This window comes from Glycomyces mayteni, assembly GCF_042428885.1.
GTDB lineage: Bacteria > Actinomycetota > Actinomycetes > Mycobacteriales > Micromonosporaceae > Glycomyces > Glycomyces mayteni.
In genome coordinates, this window is record NZ_JBHMBP010000002.1 from 554,193 (window position 1) to 570,461 (window position 16,269).

Consider the following 16,269-nt stretch of genomic DNA (forward strand, 5'->3'; position numbering starts at 1 on the left):
CTAGCGGATCGTCGCGGTGTCGGTCGCGGCGACGCCGTTGACGGTGGCCGTCAGCTCCACGGTGCCGCGGCGCCACGCGGTGAGCTCGCGCGTCTCGGGGTCGAACCACGCGGCGTAGCGCAGCCACGCGAGCGGCCCCGGCCGGTCGCCGATGTAGACGTTCGACCCGGTCCACTCGACGCCCATCGGGTAGACCAGCGGGATCGTCGCATCCCCTTGGGCCAGTTCGGCGCCGACGGCGACCGTCGCGCCGGGGGCGAGGTCGTCGGCGGTCACGGTGAGCGCGTCCACCTGCGGGCGGACGAGGGCGCTGAGCCACTCGCCGCGGCCGGAGTCCTCGACGCCGAACTGGGTCCAGCCGACGAAGCCGCCGTCCTCGGGCGTCGTGGACGGCGCCTTCCCGGAGTTGCCGTTCACCCAGTAGTTCACGCCGTCCACACGGGACGCGTCGAAGTACCCGGCGTGCGCGCCGATGTAGGCCGCGTCCTTGCCGCTGTCGGCCTCGAACCCGGTGAGCCACTCCTCGACCACCTCGGCTTCGAGCCGGTCGCCCAGCTGCGAGGCCGCCTGCGGGCTCTTGTCGTTCGTCGGCACGTGCGCCACGACCGCCACGGAGTCCACGTCGGGGTCCTCGGCGGCCGCGTCGAGGGCGTTGCGCAGCATGAGGACTTGGTCCCAGCCGCCCTTCCCGATGGTCAGGCCGGAGGTGTCGAGCGTGATGAAGCGCGTGCCGCCCCGGTCGAAGGTCTGGTACGCGGGCCCGAAGACCGCCGACCAGTCCGCGACGGAGCACCCCATGGCCTCGTGGTTGCCCGGCACGTACACCCAGTCGAGCTCGTCGCCCAGCTCCTCGTCCAGGACCCGCTCCGCGAGCGCGAGGTCGTCGGGCTCGCACTCGTCCACGAGGTCGCCGTTGACGATCACGAACTCCGCGTCCGAGGCCTTGATCTCCTGGAGGGTCCGCCGCGCGGAGGCGACGATCGCGCTGTCGGGGTTCTCGGCGGTGAACTGGGCGTCGGACATGACCGCGAACGTCCAGTCCGCGCCGTCGAGGTTGCTCGCGACCATCGTGTCCACCCGCGGTTCGGCCGCGGGGATCTCCACGTCGGGCGCGGTGTACGCCGTGAGGCCCGAGATGGTGACCGACCCGTGGTAGGTCACGGACGGGCGGGTCTCGGCGACGTAGAAGCGGTACACCGACACCGGGTACTGCGTGCCCTGCGGCACGTCGAACTCGATCCAGTTCCAGCCCGGCTCGGTGAGGTAGTCGCCGCGCAGGACCACGTCGGTCCCGTTGGCGTCCTTGAGTTGCAGGGACGGCCACTCGCCGAGGCCCTCGGCCTCGATCCACATGCCGAACCGCTGCGGCTGCCCGTCCACGGGGATGAGCGCCGGGGGCCGCGCGTAGGCGGCGCGGGTCGCGGTCGACTGCGTGAAGTCGTACGTGAGCGTGAGCCCGGCGTCGCCGTCGTGGCCCTCGCCGGGCGCCATCGAGCCGGTGGCGCGGGCGGTGGAGAAGATCCACTGCGCGCCGTCGCTGAAGTCACTGACGGCCTGCTCGTCGAGGCCCACGGTGATCGCGAGCGCGGTGGTCTTCCCGGCGACGGTGATCTCCACGGTCCCGGACCCGCCGGCGGCCTTGGCGGCGACGGTGTAGCCGCCGAGCCCGTCCGGTTCGATCGCGAACAGGTCGCCGTCGTAGGACAGGTCGGCGTCGGCGGGGTCGATGGGGGCGGTGAACCCGTCCGCGTCGGTGCCGACGATCTGGAACCCGGCGGTCGCCTCGGCGTCGGGGAGGGCCAGGAGGCGCTGCGAGGGCGCGATCGCGTCGAGCGCGCCGAGGACGGTCAGCGTGGTGGAGCCGGTGGCCCGGCCGTCCCTGGCGGTGACGACGGCCTCGCCGGATCGGTTGCGGGCGTGGAAGACCGCGTCGCCGTCGACCCAGCCGAGGCGGGACGGGTCGGTCTTCCAGCGCGGGTCGGCGTCGGCGGGCCCGTACGCGTCGTCGTAGGCGGCGACGGACAGGGGCCGGGTGAGGCCGGGGAAGACCCGGTCGTAGTCGGCGCCTTCGATCGCGCCGGGGCTGAACGGGGCCTGCGGGGCGACGGCGAACCCGTCGGCTTCGCCGTCGCCGCCGGGGACGGTGAACGCGAGGGCGTTGCCCACGGACCGCTCGGTGCCGTCGGAGGGGCTGTTGACGGTGACGAGGTCCTCGGTGCCGGGGGCGCGGGCGATGAGGGTGGAGGAGCCGCCGCCGTCGAGGTTGAGGGCGCTGTAGGCGCCCATGGCGAGCAGTTCCTCGGCGGTCTCGCGGAGGGTGTAGCCGCCGCTGGCGGCCTGGCGGCCGTCCACGGTGAGCACGTACAGCTCGGTGCCGTCCTCGGAGACGCCGACGGCGGTGCGCGGGTGGCGGGCCTGGTCGGTCTGGTTGACGAGCTCGCCGTCGGTGATGAGGAGCTGGTTGCCCGCGACGGCGGTCTGCGGGAGGTCGCCGTCGGTCACGGCGGCGTACTCGACCGCGACGGCGTCGCCGACCTGGAGCGCGGCGAGCGCGGTCGCGCCCGCTTCGCGGCCGACCAGGCTGTACGCGCCCTCGGCGATCGGCCCGGCCTGCGGGTCGTCGGTGACCGCGGTGACGATCCCGTCGACCACGGTCGCCTCGACCACGTCCATGGCGCCGTCCGCGACGCGGATGCGGCTCGCCTCGCCCCAGCGCGCGTCGTACACGCCGACGCCGTTCACCGGGAGCGCGGTCGTGTTGAGGCCGTGGAGGTCCAGGGTCCCGCCGGGGAGGGTGGCGGTGCCGTCGAAGCCGATGCGCTGCACGGAGGCGGTGCCGTCGGCGGCGAAGGCGATGGTGTCGGAGGTCCCGGTGGCGGCGGACTTGACGAGTTCGCCGTCGGCGACGGCCGCGCCCTCGGCCCCGCCGGTGTCGTTGATGTCGAAGAAGTCCGCGTTGAACGCGAGGACCGCGTCCTCGACGCCGTCGAGCTGGTCGCGCACGGGCGCGGACGCGGCGATCGCGCCGGGGTCGAGGTAGCGGGGGACCGCGCCGCCGGTGAGGTCCACGGTGGCCGCGTCGCCGCGGATCCAGCCCTGGTCCTCCCAGCGGTCGAAGGACGCCAGCTCGATGCCGGGGGCGATGGGGCGGCTCTGGCCGTCGACGGGGACGGCGGCGTCCTCCCCGGTCTGGGCGGTGGCCGGCGGTGGGACGAACAGCGCGGCGAGGGCGGCGGCCGCGAGGATCCAGGGAGCGGTGGTGCGCACGGTGGGACCTGGCCTTCGGGGGAGTTCGGGTACAGAGGTCCTCCAGAAGATCCCATGAAAATCCCCTTCATGGGTAGACCCGAACCCGAAAATTAATGCCAAACTCTGGATGGACCCCTCATGCCCGCGAGGTTGCCGTCCGGCGCAGGAAGTAGAGCACGAACGCGCCCGTCGAGGCCGCCAGGACGAGCACGGTGAACACCGCCGCGACCTGGGAACCGAAGGCCGCCACCGCGATCGGGGCCGCCAGCACCGCCATGCACCACCACGCCCGGTTGGCCAGCGCGCACAGGCCGAGGCACACCGCGAGCGCGGCGCACAGGAGCCACCGGTGGAGGTCCGGGAGCGGCGCGGTGGCGTGCTCGGCGGCCGTGCCGAGGCCGAACGCCACGAGCGTCACCGACACGGCGACCACGAGGTGCGCCGGGAGCAGGAACCTGGGCGCGGTCTGGTTCTCCTCGTCGAACCCGTACCGGAAGTTCAGCCACCACAGTCCGATGAGGAGCCCGAACCCGGCGAGTCCGATGCCGACCTGGCTCCAGCCCCACTCGACCTCGCCGATCGCGGTCACCAGTTGGAGCACGGCCTCGCCGAGCACGATCATGACGAACAGGCCCAGCCGCTCGCCCAGGTGCGAGCCCTGCACGTCCGACAGCTCGAACTCCTGCGCCGGACGCCTGCTCCGCTCGGCCCGCTCGCGCAGCCGGTCCTGGAACTCCCGCATGCGGTCCTTGTCGTCGCCCACGAGCACGGCCCCGGCGAGCGTCATCGCCACGCCCAGCGCCCACAGCGCGAGCTTCCACCGCGGGTCGTCCACCCAGAACGCGACGATCCACGGCAGCAGCCCCGCGTTCCGCTGCGCCGCAGACCAGCTCATGACCATCCGGCCCGAGCGCGTGAGCCCCTGCGAGGCGATCCCGGTGGTGTACAGGTACGCGGCGGCGAACACCGCCGAGTGCGCGCCCGTCGCCTCCGGCACGGCCGCGGCCATCGCCGCGAGGCCCACCATGCCCAGCAGCATCGTCCGGGTGCGGGTCCGCTCCGAGGCGACGTTGGCGTACACCGTGAACGAGGTCCAGACCAGCCAGATCGCCGTGTACAGCGTGAAGAACGCCGCCACGTGCAGCCCGCTGGGGTGGACCAGCAGGTGCGTCAACTGGGCGACGGCGGCCACGACGACGAGGTCGAAGAACAGTTCGAGCCAGGTCGCGTGGCGGTCGGAGGTCATCTGTTCGGTCACGACCGGAGAAGATACTCCCCCCGCGCCGGGACCGGTGCGGAACCTAGCCCTCGGCCACCGTGGAGCCGCGCACGACCACCCGGCACTGCACGGTCCGCACGCCCCGCCCGTGCTCGGCGCCGATGGCCTCGAACAGCGCGCGGGCCGCGCTGCGCCCCAGCTCCTCCAGGTTCATGTCCACACTGGTCAGCTTCGGCCGGGCGCCGGTCGTCATGACCGCCCAGTCGTCGAAGCCCATGACCGCCACGTCCTCCGGGACGCGCCGGCCCCGTTCCCGCAGCGTGTCGAGCACGCCCCGCGCCACCTGGTCCGAGCCGCACAGCACGGCATCCACATCGGGTTCCCGGTCCAGGAGCATCCCGGCCGCCGCCCGGCCCCAGCCCTCCTCCCAGGAGCCGTACGCGACGTCGCCGACCAGGGCCAGCCCCGCCGCGTCGAGCGCGGCGAGCGAGCCGGTCACGCGGTCGCGCGCCGCCGAGAAGCCGCGGTCGCCCGAGATGTGCGCGATCCTGGTGCGCCCGCAGGCGACCAGGTGCTCCACGGCCATCCGGCCCGCGCCCACGTTGTCGGGCACGATCGACAGGTCCTCGGGGTCCTCCGAAGGCGCGTAGGCGTACACGACCGGCACGTCGACGGCCGCCGCGAGCGGCGGGCGCGGGTCGGTCGAGGAGCCCACCACGATGAGGCCGTCCACGCGGCGGCTGAGCAGCGCCTGCACGTGGTGGCGCTCGCGGATCGCGTCCCCGCGCGCGTCGCACAGGAACACCGACATCTCGCCCGCGCCGAACGCGTCCTCCGCGCCCATGAGGATCGGGAGGCTGAAGCGCCCCACCAGGTCCGAGGTCAGGAGCCCCACGGTGCCCGTGCGCCCCGCGAGGAGACCGCGGGCGAGCGAGTTGGGGGAGAAGGAGAGCTGCGCGGCCGCCTCGGCGACGCGCTGGCGGGTGGCGGCGCTGACGTGGTTGCGGCCGTTCAGGGCCTTCGAGGCGGTGGCGACGGAGACGCCCGCCAGCCGGGCGACGTCGGTCAGCGTCGCGGCGCGGGCGCCGCGCGGCGCCGGGGTTCGGGCCACCTCGTCCTCCTTCGGTCTGGAACGGATCGACTGTAGCCGACGACGGGAAATCCTGCGAACCAGGCTTTCGGTCCAGATGCCGCCGTCCGTCGCCCGGTCTCGATCCACCGGGCTCCACGCATTGACGCGGAGCCCGGACAGCCCCTAGCATCGTCTCGACGGCATTCCGAAAACCTTTTCGCAAGCTTTCGGAGCCGACCCCCTCGCCCACCGCGAGGACCCACGTCCGGAGCCTTCGAAGGATGAACATGAGAACACCCGTAATGCCCTCCACCGGTACCTTCCGCCCGCTGGGGACGGAGGAAGTGCGCCTCACCGGAGGCCACTGGGGCGAGCGGCAGGCGGTGAACGCGGCGGCGACCATCCGCCACTGCCTGCACTGGCTCGAAGCACTCGACTGGATCGGCAACTTCGACCGCGTCGCCTCGGGGGAGGAGCCGGGGCGGCCGTTCCAGCGCGCCGGGCGCGAGTTCTCCGACTCCGAGGTCTACAAGCTCGCCGAGGCCATGGCCTGGGAGATCGGCCGCACCGGCGACTCCGGCCTGGAGGAGGAGTTCCAGAAGCTCACGGCCCGCATCGGCGCCGCCCAGCACGAGGACGGCTACCTCAACACCGCGTTCGGCAACCCCGGACAGGAGCCCCGCTACTCCAACCTCGAATGGGGCCACGAGCTCTACTGCGCCGGCCACCTCATCCAGGCCGCCGTCGCCCGCCTGCGCAACCACGGCGAGGACGAGTTCACCCGCATCGCCCGCCGCGTCGCCGACCACGTCTGCGACACGTTCGGCCCCGGCGGCATCGAGCGGATCTGCGGCCACGCCGAGATCGAGGTGGCCCTCGCCGAGCTCTCCCGCGCCACCGGCGAGCCCCGCTACCTGGAGCAGGCCCGCCTCTTCATCGAGCGCCACGGCCAGAAGACCCTCAAGGAGAACGGCTTCTACTACCAGGACGACACCGCCGTCCGCGACGCCGAGGTCCTCCGCGGCCACGCGGTCCGCGCGCTCTACCTGTCCTCCGGGGCCGTGGACGTCGCCGTCGAGACCGGCGACGACGACCTCCTGGAAGCCGTGCGCCGCCAATGGGACCGCACCGTCGCCCGCCGCACCCACCTCACCGGCGGCATGGGCTCCCAGTACGCCGACGAGGCGTTCGGCCGCGACTTCGCCCTCAGCCCCGACCGCGCCTACGCCGAGTCCTGCGCCGGGATCGCCGCCGTCATGACCGCCTGGCGCCTCACCCTCGCCACCGGCGACACCCGCTACGGCGACATGATCGAGCGCATCGCCTGGAACGTCCTCTCCGGCGCGGTCGCCCCCGACGGCAGGTCGTTCTTCTACGCCAACCCGCTCCACCAGCGCACCGCCGACCCCGAGCCGCCTGGGGGCCAGGCGCTCTCGCACACCCTCGCGGGCGGCCACCGCGCCCCGTGGTTCAACGTCTCCTGCTGCCCGACCAACCTCGCCCGCACCTTCGCCCAGTTCGCCGCCTACGTCGCCACCACCGACGACGGCGGCGTCCAGATCCACCAGTTCACGCCCTGCACCATCGACACCGTCGTCGACGGCTCCCGCCTCGCCCTCACCGTCGAGACGAACTACCCGGAGGAAGGCCGCGTCACCGTCCGCGTCGACGCCAACGAGGGCGGCAGCCGCGAGATCACCTTCCGCGTCCCCTCCTGGGCCGAGGACGTGCGGCTGACCCACCCCGACGGCTCGGTCCGCCGGATCACCCCCGGCGCGGTCACCGTGGGCCGCATCGGGGAGTTCGCCCCCGGCGAGGAGATCCACCTGGACTTCTCGGTCGCCCCGCGCTGGACCCGCCCCGACCCGCGCGTGGACGCCGTCCGCGGCTGCGCCGCCGTCGAACAGGGCCCGGTCGTCCTCTGCGCCGAATCGCTGGACTTCCCCGGCGGCGACCTCGACGAACTCACCGTCGACACCGCCGTCCCCCCGGTCCTGCGCGACGGCGCCGTCCACGTCGCCGCCCGCGTCCACGACCGCCCCGACGCCTGGCCCTACGGCCCCGCCGCGCCCGACGACGACGGCAAGGCCGCGGAGATCCCGCTCCTGCCGTTTAGACTCCGCGCCACCCGGGGACCCGCCGCGATGCGGGTGTGGCTGCCCGCCACCTGAGTGATTTGCGCCGGTGCGCACCGCTTTGCGGGCGCACCGGCCCCGGACTCGCCGCGATTGCCGGAAAAATCGCACTGGGAGTCCAAGTGGCGCTTGGTCTTGCACGTCTAGGATGTGGTCCGTCGGGTGGGTTTGACGAGACGAGGAACCGAATAATGAGCGATCTGCTGGACTTCCTGGGCACGGCCGAGCAGGCGGCCGCGACCGCATCAGAGGTCATCCGGACCGGCCTCGGGCGCGAGCGCTCCATCAGCGGCAAGGGCGACCGCGACTACGCCACGGACCTCGACTACGCCGTCGAGGACGCCGTCCGCGAGTTCCTCGCCGCCGAGACCCCCGACATCCCGCTCCTCGGCGAGGAGCGCGGCCGCACCGGCAACACCGAGTCCCACTACGAGTGGGTCCTCGACCCGATCGACGGCACCGTCAACTTCGCCCACGGCTCCCCGCTCTACGCCGTGTCCCTCGCCCTCACCCGCAACGGCATCTCCGTCGTCGGCGTGGTCGACGCCCCCGTCAGCGAGGAGCGCTTCACCGCCGCCCTCGGCCACGGCGCCGCCCTGAACAAACACCCCCTCACCGTCCGCGGACCCTCAGAGCTCTCCGACGCCGTGGTCGCCTTCGGCGACTTCGGGGTCACCGCCGAATCGGTCCGCCGCAACGCCCAGCGCCTGGAATTGCTGCGCCGCCTCGTCCCCAAGATCCAGCGGGTCCGCATGCTCGGGACCGCCGCCCTCGACATGTGCTGGACCGCCGCCGGACGCGTCGACGCGACCTACCACTCGTTCATCAACCCGTGGGACGTCGCCGCCGGAGTCGTCATCGCCCGCGAAGCCGGAGCCCTCGTCACCGACCTCGACGGCGTCGACTACGACACCAGCGCCACCTCGATCCTCGCCTGCAACCCCGAACTCCACCGGGCGCTCCTGGCCGAAATCGCGTTATGCACCTCCTCTCGGCGGGCAGGGCCTCGAAGGTATACGCCCTGTCCGACAATCGGGTCCTGCGCCGCTGCTCATGGGACCTCGAACCTGAAGCCCGCCTCATGGCCCACCTCCGTGAGCAGGGATATCCCGTCCCCGAGGTCTTCAGGATCGACGGCGCCGACATGACCATGGAACGCCTCCACGGCCCCACCCTCGCCGAGAACCTCCTCACCGGCCGCGTCGCCCCGCGCGGCGCGGCCGCGATCATGCTCGACCTCCTCGAACGCCTCCACCGCCTCCCCGCCCCCGACTGGCTCCCCGGCGAAACCCGCGGCCTGGACATGAACGGCCGCACCATCCTCCACCTCGACCTGCACCCCGAGAACATCATCGAGACCCCCGCGGGCCCCGCGGTCATCGACTGGACCAACGCCGCCGCCGGCGACCCCGCCGTCGACCGCGCCGTCTCCTGGACGATCATCGCCGAACTCGACCCCGCGACCCTCCCCATCGACCCGGCCCCCCTCCGCGACGCCCTCGCCCGCACCGTCACACCGGCGGCCCTCGACACTGCCCTCCGCTTCCGCGACGCCGACACCGGCATCACCCCGCCCGAACGCGCAAGGGCCCGCGCGCTGGCGGCCCGCCTCCCCTAGACGGAGCCGAGCGGGCGAGGCGGGAAGACACGTGACGCTGCGCGCTTGCTTCGTCATGGAACGCAAGTAAACTCAAGGGTCCGGTCGAGTTCGTGCGAAGGGCGGTCCTGGAAGTGGCGAAACGTCGAGTACGCAGGCGCGAGGATGTGGTCTTGAAGGCCTTGGACCGGGCCGATCCGGAGATCGTGCGCTACATGCTGGAGTCACGGGTCCTCGGCCTCATGTCGAACGATGAGCAGAACGGCCAAACCGAGGCGCTCCGGTTCATCGACTCCGCGCTGGAGCGCTACGGCCCCGAGTCGGTCGGCCCGGTGGTCCTCGCGCACGCCTACGGGTTCTCGGGCCGCACCGAGGAGGCGTTCACCCTCATCGAGGCGGCTCGCGCGGCCGATCCTTCCGACACGCCCGCGTTGCTCGTCCACGCGTCGCTGCTCCACCGCGAGGAGCGCTACAAGGAGCAGGCCGAGGTACTGCGCGAGGCGATCACGCACCACCCGGACAAGGCGAGCTTCCACGCGATGCTGGCGTCGGTGGGGGACGAGGGCATCTCCGAGAAGGCGATGAAGTTCCATTACGAGCGCGCCCTCGAACTCGAACCCGACGGCCACGACGCCCACATCGCGGGTGTCGCCGTCTGGAAGCGCCTCGGCGACCCCGAGAAGACCGAGTACCACCGGGATTTCCTGCGCCGCAACCATCCTGAGGCGTACAAACGCCTGGCCGCGGACGAAGCGGCAGAGGCCGCAGAAGCCGAATAGAACGGGAGAGGCGACCGCGATGCGGTCGCCTCTCCCGTTCAGGTCTGTACTTGCTCAGCCAGCAGCCTTCGCCAGGGCGGTGAAGTCGGCAGCGGTCAGATCGAACACCGGGGATTCGGTGTCGAGCTTCGAGTCCCGCAGGTGGAAACCGGCGTCGTCGGCGCAGAAGGCCACTTCGACGCAGTCGGAGTTGTTCCCAGAACCGCTGCGGGTGCTCTTGCGCCAGGCCCGGCGAACCTCGACGCAGTCGGAGTTGTTGCCGCCGCCGCTGCGGGTGCTCTTACGCCAGACTGTAACGCCAGTCGTCATCGTTGTAGACCTCGATCCGGATCGCCTGTTTCCAAAGGATCTTGCGGATCTCATCGTAACTTGCGATGCGCTTGGGGTCATCGATGAGCCAGCTGGAGTCGACGATCTCCGAGTAGGCGATGGCCGGACCAGCCTGGGGGCTCTTCCCGACGTGATAGATGCTGAAGTTGCTCCGCTGAGCGAGAACCGGGCCGCGGAGGATGCGGATGGAGACTCCGGGCCTCCTCGCCCAGCGACGCAGGTGCGCCATCTGTTCCTGGTAGAGCTCCTCGGAGACCATCCGCAGTTGGATGAGTGCGGCCTCCCCGATGAGGAACTGGAAGATCGGCCGATCGGCTCGGGCCTCGATGTCGGCGATGCGGGTCTCTTTGAAGTCCCAACCGCCGTCCATGAACTCATCGTTGGCGAGCGGTTCGGCCAACCTGACAACGAGGTAGTGGTACCCCTGGAGCTGAAGGAGTCCGGGGATCATGAGCGCGTCGAACTTGAAGATCTCGCCGTAGAAGTGCTCTGCGAGGGCGATGTACAGGGCGTTGAACCGCGGGTTCGCTTCCAGCGCTTCCCACTCCTCATCCCGGGAGTCGGCGGCCTTGACCATGTACTCGGCCATCTCTTCGTCGTAGCCGCACTGCTTTGCCAGCTTCTCCATGTTCCTGGCGTGGGGGCTGGATCGCCCCGCCTCGTACGCGCGGTAGGTATCGGTGGACACGCGGCAGGCGCGCGCGATCTGCTCCTGCGTCTTCCCCACTCGGTCTCGACCGGTTCTCAGCATCATGCGGATGAACCAGGCTCCCGATTTCGTCTTCGCCATCGCAGCTCCCAAGGTCGGTGGTCCTTGATGTGTTCGGTCCATCACTATGGCACACGTCGGTCCTGTTGCGCCGCTGTGAGAAACGCTGCGGGGTGTTCCCACCGTGGAAATACTACGGTGGATTTTCTACGGTCGGAAATTCACAGTTCTCCTGTGCTGCAACGAATTACATGTTGTGACCTGGGATTTTACCGTCTAGAGTCTTGGGTGTCGAGAGCGGATGAGGTGCGTACTTCGGACTCGTTGCTTTCGTCGTGGTGCCAGTCCCGGAAGAAGCGTGTGGATGAGTGTCGGAAATCCGACAGTCCGAAAAGGAGTTACGATGAGAACAGTCCCCCTAACGAGTGAAGGGCCCGATCCGCAGAGCCTCGTGCGCGGGACCTTCTCCGACGAGTACCGGACCTACACGGTCAGGGCCGCGGGCCCGGTCGAGCCCGACTCGTTCCAGGTCCTCACCGGACCCGACAACAGCGATGTCGTCCTCGTCGTCTCCGGCCTCAACTCCGGCGACCTCAAGGCCACCTGGGGCCGCTTCTGGAACGGCCTCAAGCCGCACGCGAAGATCTGGGTCGAGGAGCAGGCGTTCCGCATCTTCTACCGCGCGGCGAGGTTCTGCAATGGTTAGCGAGAACGACTACAACCTCCGCTCCGACGGCGAGCCCGGCATAGACGGCTATCTCGGCGACTTCCAGCGCGGCCCAGCGGTCTTCACGCTCTACACGCTCGGCTCCCACCCGGCCCAGACGCCCCGCGTCACCACCTACCTCCTCGACGTCGATGACGGCGCGGGCCCCCGCCAATGCTGCCGCTTCACCGACGACCCCGAGGACACGCCCGAATGGTCCCCCGCCTGGAACGGCGACGAATGGACCCTCTGGATCATGGCCCAATCCCTCGCCCTCATAACCGAACCCGACACCCCTTGACCTGATCCGCACTCCCACAGGGGCCGGGCGAGCTTTGGTGGAAGCCGCCCGGCCCCGCCCCCTGTCTTGGGAGTGCCCGAACGGCCTCGCGTCCGCTAGGCGACCCAGCGGACCTCTTCGGAGAGCAGCTCGATCGCCGTCCCGACCGGCCGGTACCCGAGTTCGCGCGCGGCGGTGGTGTCGAGGACCATGGGGGTCTGCCAGGGATGGCGGCCGCGCTCGGAGTCCTCGGTGCGCACTATCTCTCCCTCCCAGGCGATCTGGGCGGCGATAGCCCGCACGATCGCTTCCGCGGTCGGGGTGTCCGGGTCGGCGGCGTTCAGGATTCGCGCTTCGGGGCGGGAGGCGACGACCTCGATGAGCGCGGCGATGTTCGTTGCGGCCGAGAGGTGGTCGGTGACATCGCCGGAAGCGAGGTCGAACCGTTCGGCATCGCCGCGCATCCGCTCGATGACCGTCAGGGTCCGGGGGTTGCGGGCCCAGCGGCCGTGGACCTTCGACGGCCGGAGCACGGTGACCGGGAGCCCCGAGTCGAGCGCGACCCGCTCGGCCGCGGCCTTGCAGGGACCGTAGCCCTCCCGGGTGAAGGGATCGGTGCCGGGCGGCGCGGGGGTGAGCGTGGGTCCGGTCTCCGAGAGCGGCCCGTCGAAGCTCGGCGGCACCTCGCCGTTCAGGTCCCGACCCTCGCGATCGACGTAGACCGCCCGCCCCGAGACCACGACCGGGCAGCCGACCGCCGCCATGACGGGGAGCATCGCGGCGACGTCCTCGCCGGTGTACGCGACCAGGTCGACCAGCAGATCGACCCCGTCCCCGACGAGCCGCCCCACCTCCCGCACCTCGCCCCGCTCGACCCGGTGGAACCGGACCCCGGCCGCCGCCAGCTCGGCGGGCATCCGCGCCGCGTCCCTCCCGGTGACCGCGACCTCCCACCCCGCCCGCGCCAGCCGCAGGGCCGCGGCCCCGCCGATCGCCCCGGTCCCGCCCAAGAACACTGCTCGCCTCTGATGCACGGCATCACGATAGACCGCGGAATGCGAGGTCGGCCCGCACTGTCGACACCTCTGCGCAGGGCCGCCGGACTCCCGCCGCTGTTCCGCCTGGTGATCGGCATCTCATCTCGACACGATGGATTGAAGTCACCCTGCATAGAAGGAGGGACAGTCCATGACCACCAAATCAAGGCTGCTGACGTCGCTGTTCGCGGCGTTCGCAATGGTACTGGCGGGCCTGAGCATCGCCGGAACCGCGACGGCGGCCCCGTCAGGTGCCGACGCTGAGACCACGGCCGTGAGCGAAGTCGAGGCCGCCGCCCAATGTCAGCTCGGAGCCGTCGCGAACAACGCGGTCAAGTCCGGCTCGAACGTCCGCGCCTCGGGCAACATCAGGATCGGCGGGACCGGCTGCTCCGGGACCTACAAGGTCCTGATCCACGCGTCGATCCTCACCAACGGCGTGTGGGTGCCGGTCAAGACGTTTGAGCAGACCGTGTACGCGCCGTACTCCGGCTATTTCAGCACCGCCGCGTCCTGCAAGCGGGGCCAGTGGATCTCCCACATCATCGTCCAGCGCAGCGGCCAATCGGCCAGCGATGTCAGCGACTCCCGCCTGACCGTGAACTCGTGCTGAAGCCCGGAAAGGACCAGACCATGAACTTTCGACGATGGATCACCCGCGCCGCGGTGACCTTCATGTTGATCGCCGCCGGCGCCTTCGCCGCGGCCGTCCCGGCCTCCCATGCCGCCGCCGCGCCGTCGGCCGAAGCCGCCTGCGGCATCGTCGCCAGCGGCATCAGCGGGCCAAGCAAGGTCCAGACGATCGTCCAGGTGCACTTCCGCGTCAACGTCTCGGGCTGCTCCAGCCAATACTGGACCGAATACTCCAACATCAACGGCCCCGGCGCCTCTGACAACGGGCGTACGAAGACCTACCGCGGCAACCAGAACTACGTGCTCACCTTGAGCGTGCCCTGCCGCACCGGCTCCTACTACGTCTCCCTTCAGATCATCGGAGACACCTTCGACGCCTTCCACGACACGACCAAACGCATCACCTGCTGATCTCAGGCCCGACTGGTCCAGGCAGGCCGCCTTCGGGCGGCCTGCCGTCCGTATGCTCCGGCGTATGAGCACCGAGCCACCGCGACCGACGGCCCTGATCACCGGCGCCGCCTCCGGAATCGGTGCGGCCCTCGCGAGACTCCTGGCGGCCCAGGGTCATCGACTCATCCTCGTGGACCGCGAGCCCCTTCCGCCCTCCTCCGACTGCGAGACGATCCGGGCCGACCTCACCGACCCCGACGACCTCGCCGTGGTCGAGGACCGCTGCCGCTCCGGCCTCGACCTCCTCGTCAACAACGCGGGGTTCGGCCACCCGACCCGATTTCTCGACACCCCCATCGAAGCCGAGATCGCGATGGCGCGTCTGCACATGGAAGCCGTACTGCGCCTGACCCACGCCGCCCTCCCCCCGATGCTGGAGCGCCGCAGCGGGGGAGTGGTCAACACCGCCTCCGTCCTCGGCTTCCTCCCCAGCTCCACCTACTCCGCCTCGAAAGCATGGGTCATCAACTTCACCCAGGCGACGGCGAAAATGACACGCCCCCAAGGCGTCACGGTCATGGCGCTCTGCCCCGGCTTCACCCGCACCGGCTTCCACGACACCGCCCGGATGGACATGACCAAAGTCCCCGGCCCCCTCTGGATGTCCCCCGATGAGGTGGCCGAGAAGGCATTGCGGGACTTCGCCAAACGGAAATCCCTGAGCATCCCCGGCTGGCACAACAGACTCATAGCCGCCGTCGCCCGAACCCTGCCCCCGTCCCTCACCATCCGCCTCCTCGCCACCACCGACATGCGCGAACCGGCCCGCTGACACGTACGCCCCAGGGGGTAGGCGCAAAGGCCGACCTCGGGCCGACGCCGCCGGGCCGTTTCGCGGGCAGGCTTGGGAACCATGAAGCAGCTCAACAGCATCGAGGACCCGAAGCAGTTCATGGCCGATTTCTACACCGGCTTCACCCGGGACCTGCTCGCCGGCGACGAGGATGCGGCGCTGGTCGTGGACCGCTACCACACGCCCGACATCGTCCAGGTCGCCGACGGGAACCCCATCGACCGCCAGAAGCTCATCGACCACACGCGGCCGGTCCGCAAGAACCGGCCCACGATCCGCATGGACGTTCATGACGCCGTTGTCGACGGCGACCTGCTGGCCGCCCGCTACACGCTGCACTCGTCGCAGCGCGGCAAGGACGTCGCCATCGACGTCCACTTCTTCGGCCGCTTCGCCCCGGACGGCCGGATGCGCGAGGCGCACATGCTGACCCGCGCGGTCTCCTGACCCCGTATCGCCGCCGCAAACCGTTCGACACGGGCGTGGGTGTGGGGAATCCTGGGGCGATGGAATCGAACGACATTTGGGACGCCGAGACGGCCCGCAGGTACGACACGCCCGGCGAAGGCATGTTCGCGCCGGAGGTCCTCGACCCGACCGTCGACCGCCTCGCCGCACTCGCCGACGGCGGCCGCGCCCTCGAATTCGCGATCGGGACCGGCCGCGTGGGCGTGCCGCTCGCCGCGCGCGGGGTGCCGGTGACCGGGATCGAGCTGTCGCCGGACATGATCGCGCAGCTTCGCACCAAAGTGGACGAATCGACACTCCCCGTGCTCGAAGGCGACATGACCACCGTCCGCGCCCCCGGCGAATTCAACCTCGCCTACCTGGTGTTCAACACCATCTCGAACCTGCTCACCCAAGACCTGCAAGTCGAGTGCTTCCAGAACGCCGCCCGCCACCTCGTCCCGGGCGGCCGCTTCGTGATCGAGCTCTGGGTCCCCGAACTGCGCGCACTCCCGCCGGGCCGCAAGGCCACCGTCGGCATCGTCGAGGACGGCTACATCCTCCTCGACACCTACGACCCCCTCACCCAGCACCTCGTCTCCCACCACTTCACCTTCGACGACACCCGCCAAGCCCGCCTCGGCCGCTCCCCCCACCGCTACATCTGGCCCTCCGAACTCGACCTCATGGCCCGCCTCGCCGGCTTCCACCTCGAATCCCGCCACGCCGACTGGCAGGGAACCGAATTCACCGCCGACTCCCCCTCCCACGTCTCCGTCTACCGCCTCCCCACCGACGGTCGCTAAGGCGGCCCGATCATCACCGTCAAC

At 70.6% G+C, this 16,269-nt stretch carries 17 protein-coding genes; 11 read left to right on the forward strand and 6 right to left on the reverse strand.

Annotation, left to right across the window (positions count from 1 at the left end; translation table 11 throughout):
- The 3 genes from ACFFXY_RS09210 to ACFFXY_RS09220 form a co-directional block, all read right to left on the reverse strand.
- Complete coding sequence (locus ACFFXY_RS09210) at nucleotides 1–3,267, reverse strand: phosphodiester glycosidase family protein (protein WP_382348754.1); 3,267 nt, start codon at nucleotides 3,265–3,267, stop codon at nucleotides 1–3.
- A 118-nt stretch (nucleotides 3,268–3,385) separates the two neighbouring features.
- Nucleotides 3,386–4,507, reverse strand: a complete 1,122-nt coding sequence (locus tag ACFFXY_RS09215; RefSeq protein ID WP_382348757.1) for a low temperature requirement protein A — start codon at nucleotides 4,505–4,507, stop codon at nucleotides 3,386–3,388.
- Nucleotides 4,508–4,550: 43 nt separating this feature from the next.
- Nucleotides 4,551–5,579: a LacI family DNA-binding transcriptional regulator gene (locus ACFFXY_RS09220; RefSeq protein WP_382348760.1), complete on the reverse strand. Its 1,029-nt coding sequence runs from the start codon at nucleotides 5,577–5,579 to the stop codon at nucleotides 4,551–4,553.
- Nucleotides 5,580–5,827: 248 nt separating this feature from the next.
- Here ACFFXY_RS09220 and ACFFXY_RS09225 point away from each other — a divergent pair, with 248 nt between their 5' ends.
- The 4 genes from ACFFXY_RS09225 to ACFFXY_RS09240 all read left to right on the forward strand — a co-directional run bounded on the left by ACFFXY_RS09225 (nucleotide 5,828) and on the right by ACFFXY_RS09240 (nucleotide 10,051).
- Entirely contained in the window at nucleotides 5,828–7,711 is a 1,884-nt protein-coding gene (locus tag ACFFXY_RS09225) for a glycoside hydrolase family 127 protein (protein ID WP_382348763.1), read from the forward strand.
- A gap of 155 nt (nucleotides 7,712–7,866) precedes the next feature.
- Nucleotides 7,867–8,823, forward strand: a complete 957-nt coding sequence (locus tag ACFFXY_RS09230; RefSeq protein WP_382348765.1) for an inositol monophosphatase family protein — start codon at nucleotides 7,867–7,869, stop codon at nucleotides 8,821–8,823.
- Entirely contained in the window at nucleotides 8,820–9,293 is a 474-nt protein-coding gene (locus ACFFXY_RS09235; RefSeq protein WP_382348768.1) for a phosphotransferase, read from the forward strand. Before ACFFXY_RS09230 ends, ACFFXY_RS09235 begins: the two co-directional genes overlap by 4 nt.
- A 152-nt stretch (nucleotides 9,294–9,445) precedes the next feature.
- A complete protein-coding gene (locus ACFFXY_RS09240; RefSeq protein WP_382348771.1) occupies nucleotides 9,446–10,051 on the forward strand; it encodes a hypothetical protein in 606 nt (201 codons plus the stop codon).
- 54 nt (nucleotides 10,052–10,105) lie between these two features.
- Here ACFFXY_RS09240 and ACFFXY_RS09245 read toward each other — a convergent pair whose 3' ends face one another.
- Both ACFFXY_RS09245 and ACFFXY_RS09250 read right to left on the reverse strand, forming a co-directional pair.
- Nucleotides 10,106–10,360, reverse strand: coding sequence for a DUF397 domain-containing protein (locus ACFFXY_RS09245; RefSeq protein ID WP_359949272.1), 255 nt, complete (start codon nucleotides 10,358–10,360; stop codon nucleotides 10,106–10,108).
- A complete protein-coding gene (locus tag ACFFXY_RS09250) occupies nucleotides 10,332–11,171 on the reverse strand; it encodes a Scr1 family TA system antitoxin-like transcriptional regulator (protein WP_382348774.1) in 840 nt (279 codons plus the stop codon). The genes ACFFXY_RS09245 and ACFFXY_RS09250 overlap by 29 nt, the downstream gene beginning before the upstream one ends.
- A gap of 322 nt (nucleotides 11,172–11,493) precedes the next feature.
- Between ACFFXY_RS09250 and ACFFXY_RS09255 the strand changes: the two genes are divergently transcribed.
- Entirely contained in the window at nucleotides 11,494–11,796 is a 303-nt protein-coding gene (locus tag ACFFXY_RS09255; protein ID WP_382348777.1) for a hypothetical protein, read from the forward strand.
- A complete protein-coding gene (locus ACFFXY_RS09260) occupies nucleotides 11,789–12,097 on the forward strand; it encodes a hypothetical protein (RefSeq protein WP_382348780.1) in 309 nt (102 codons plus the stop codon). Before ACFFXY_RS09255 ends, ACFFXY_RS09260 begins: the two co-directional genes overlap by 8 nt.
- A gap of 95 nt (nucleotides 12,098–12,192) precedes the next feature.
- Here the strand turns inward: ACFFXY_RS09260 and ACFFXY_RS09265 are convergent, their stop codons facing one another.
- Complete coding sequence (locus ACFFXY_RS09265; protein ID WP_382348783.1) at nucleotides 12,193–13,110, reverse strand: NAD-dependent epimerase/dehydratase family protein; 918 nt, start codon at nucleotides 13,108–13,110, stop codon at nucleotides 12,193–12,195.
- Nucleotides 13,111–13,264: 154 nt separating this feature from the next.
- Here ACFFXY_RS09265 and ACFFXY_RS09270 point away from each other — a divergent pair, with 154 nt between their 5' ends.
- The 5 genes from ACFFXY_RS09270 to ACFFXY_RS09290 all read left to right on the forward strand — a co-directional run bounded on the left by ACFFXY_RS09270 (nucleotide 13,265) and on the right by ACFFXY_RS09290 (nucleotide 16,245).
- Nucleotides 13,265–13,726, forward strand: a complete 462-nt coding sequence (locus tag ACFFXY_RS09270) for a hypothetical protein (protein ID WP_382348786.1) — start codon at nucleotides 13,265–13,267, stop codon at nucleotides 13,724–13,726.
- Nucleotides 13,720–14,157: a hypothetical protein gene (locus ACFFXY_RS09275; RefSeq protein ID WP_382348789.1), complete on the forward strand. Its 438-nt coding sequence runs from the start codon at nucleotides 13,720–13,722 to the stop codon at nucleotides 14,155–14,157. Before ACFFXY_RS09270 ends, ACFFXY_RS09275 begins: the two co-directional genes overlap by 7 nt.
- Nucleotides 14,158–14,221: 64 nt before the next feature.
- The gene (locus ACFFXY_RS09280; protein ID WP_382348792.1) at nucleotides 14,222–14,971 is read left to right on the forward strand and encodes an SDR family NAD(P)-dependent oxidoreductase; all 750 of its coding nucleotides are present in this window, start codon (nucleotides 14,222–14,224) and stop codon (nucleotides 14,969–14,971) included.
- Nucleotides 14,972–15,052: 81 nt separating this feature from the next.
- Entirely contained in the window at nucleotides 15,053–15,439 is a 387-nt protein-coding gene (locus tag ACFFXY_RS09285; RefSeq protein WP_382348794.1) for a nuclear transport factor 2 family protein, read from the forward strand.
- A 59-nt stretch (nucleotides 15,440–15,498) separates the two neighbouring features.
- Nucleotides 15,499–16,245 (forward strand): class I SAM-dependent DNA methyltransferase, encoded by a 747-nt coding sequence (locus ACFFXY_RS09290; RefSeq protein WP_382348797.1) that lies wholly within the window; start codon nucleotides 15,499–15,501, stop codon nucleotides 16,243–16,245.
- The last annotated feature ends 24 nt before the right edge of the window (nucleotides 16,246–16,269 follow it).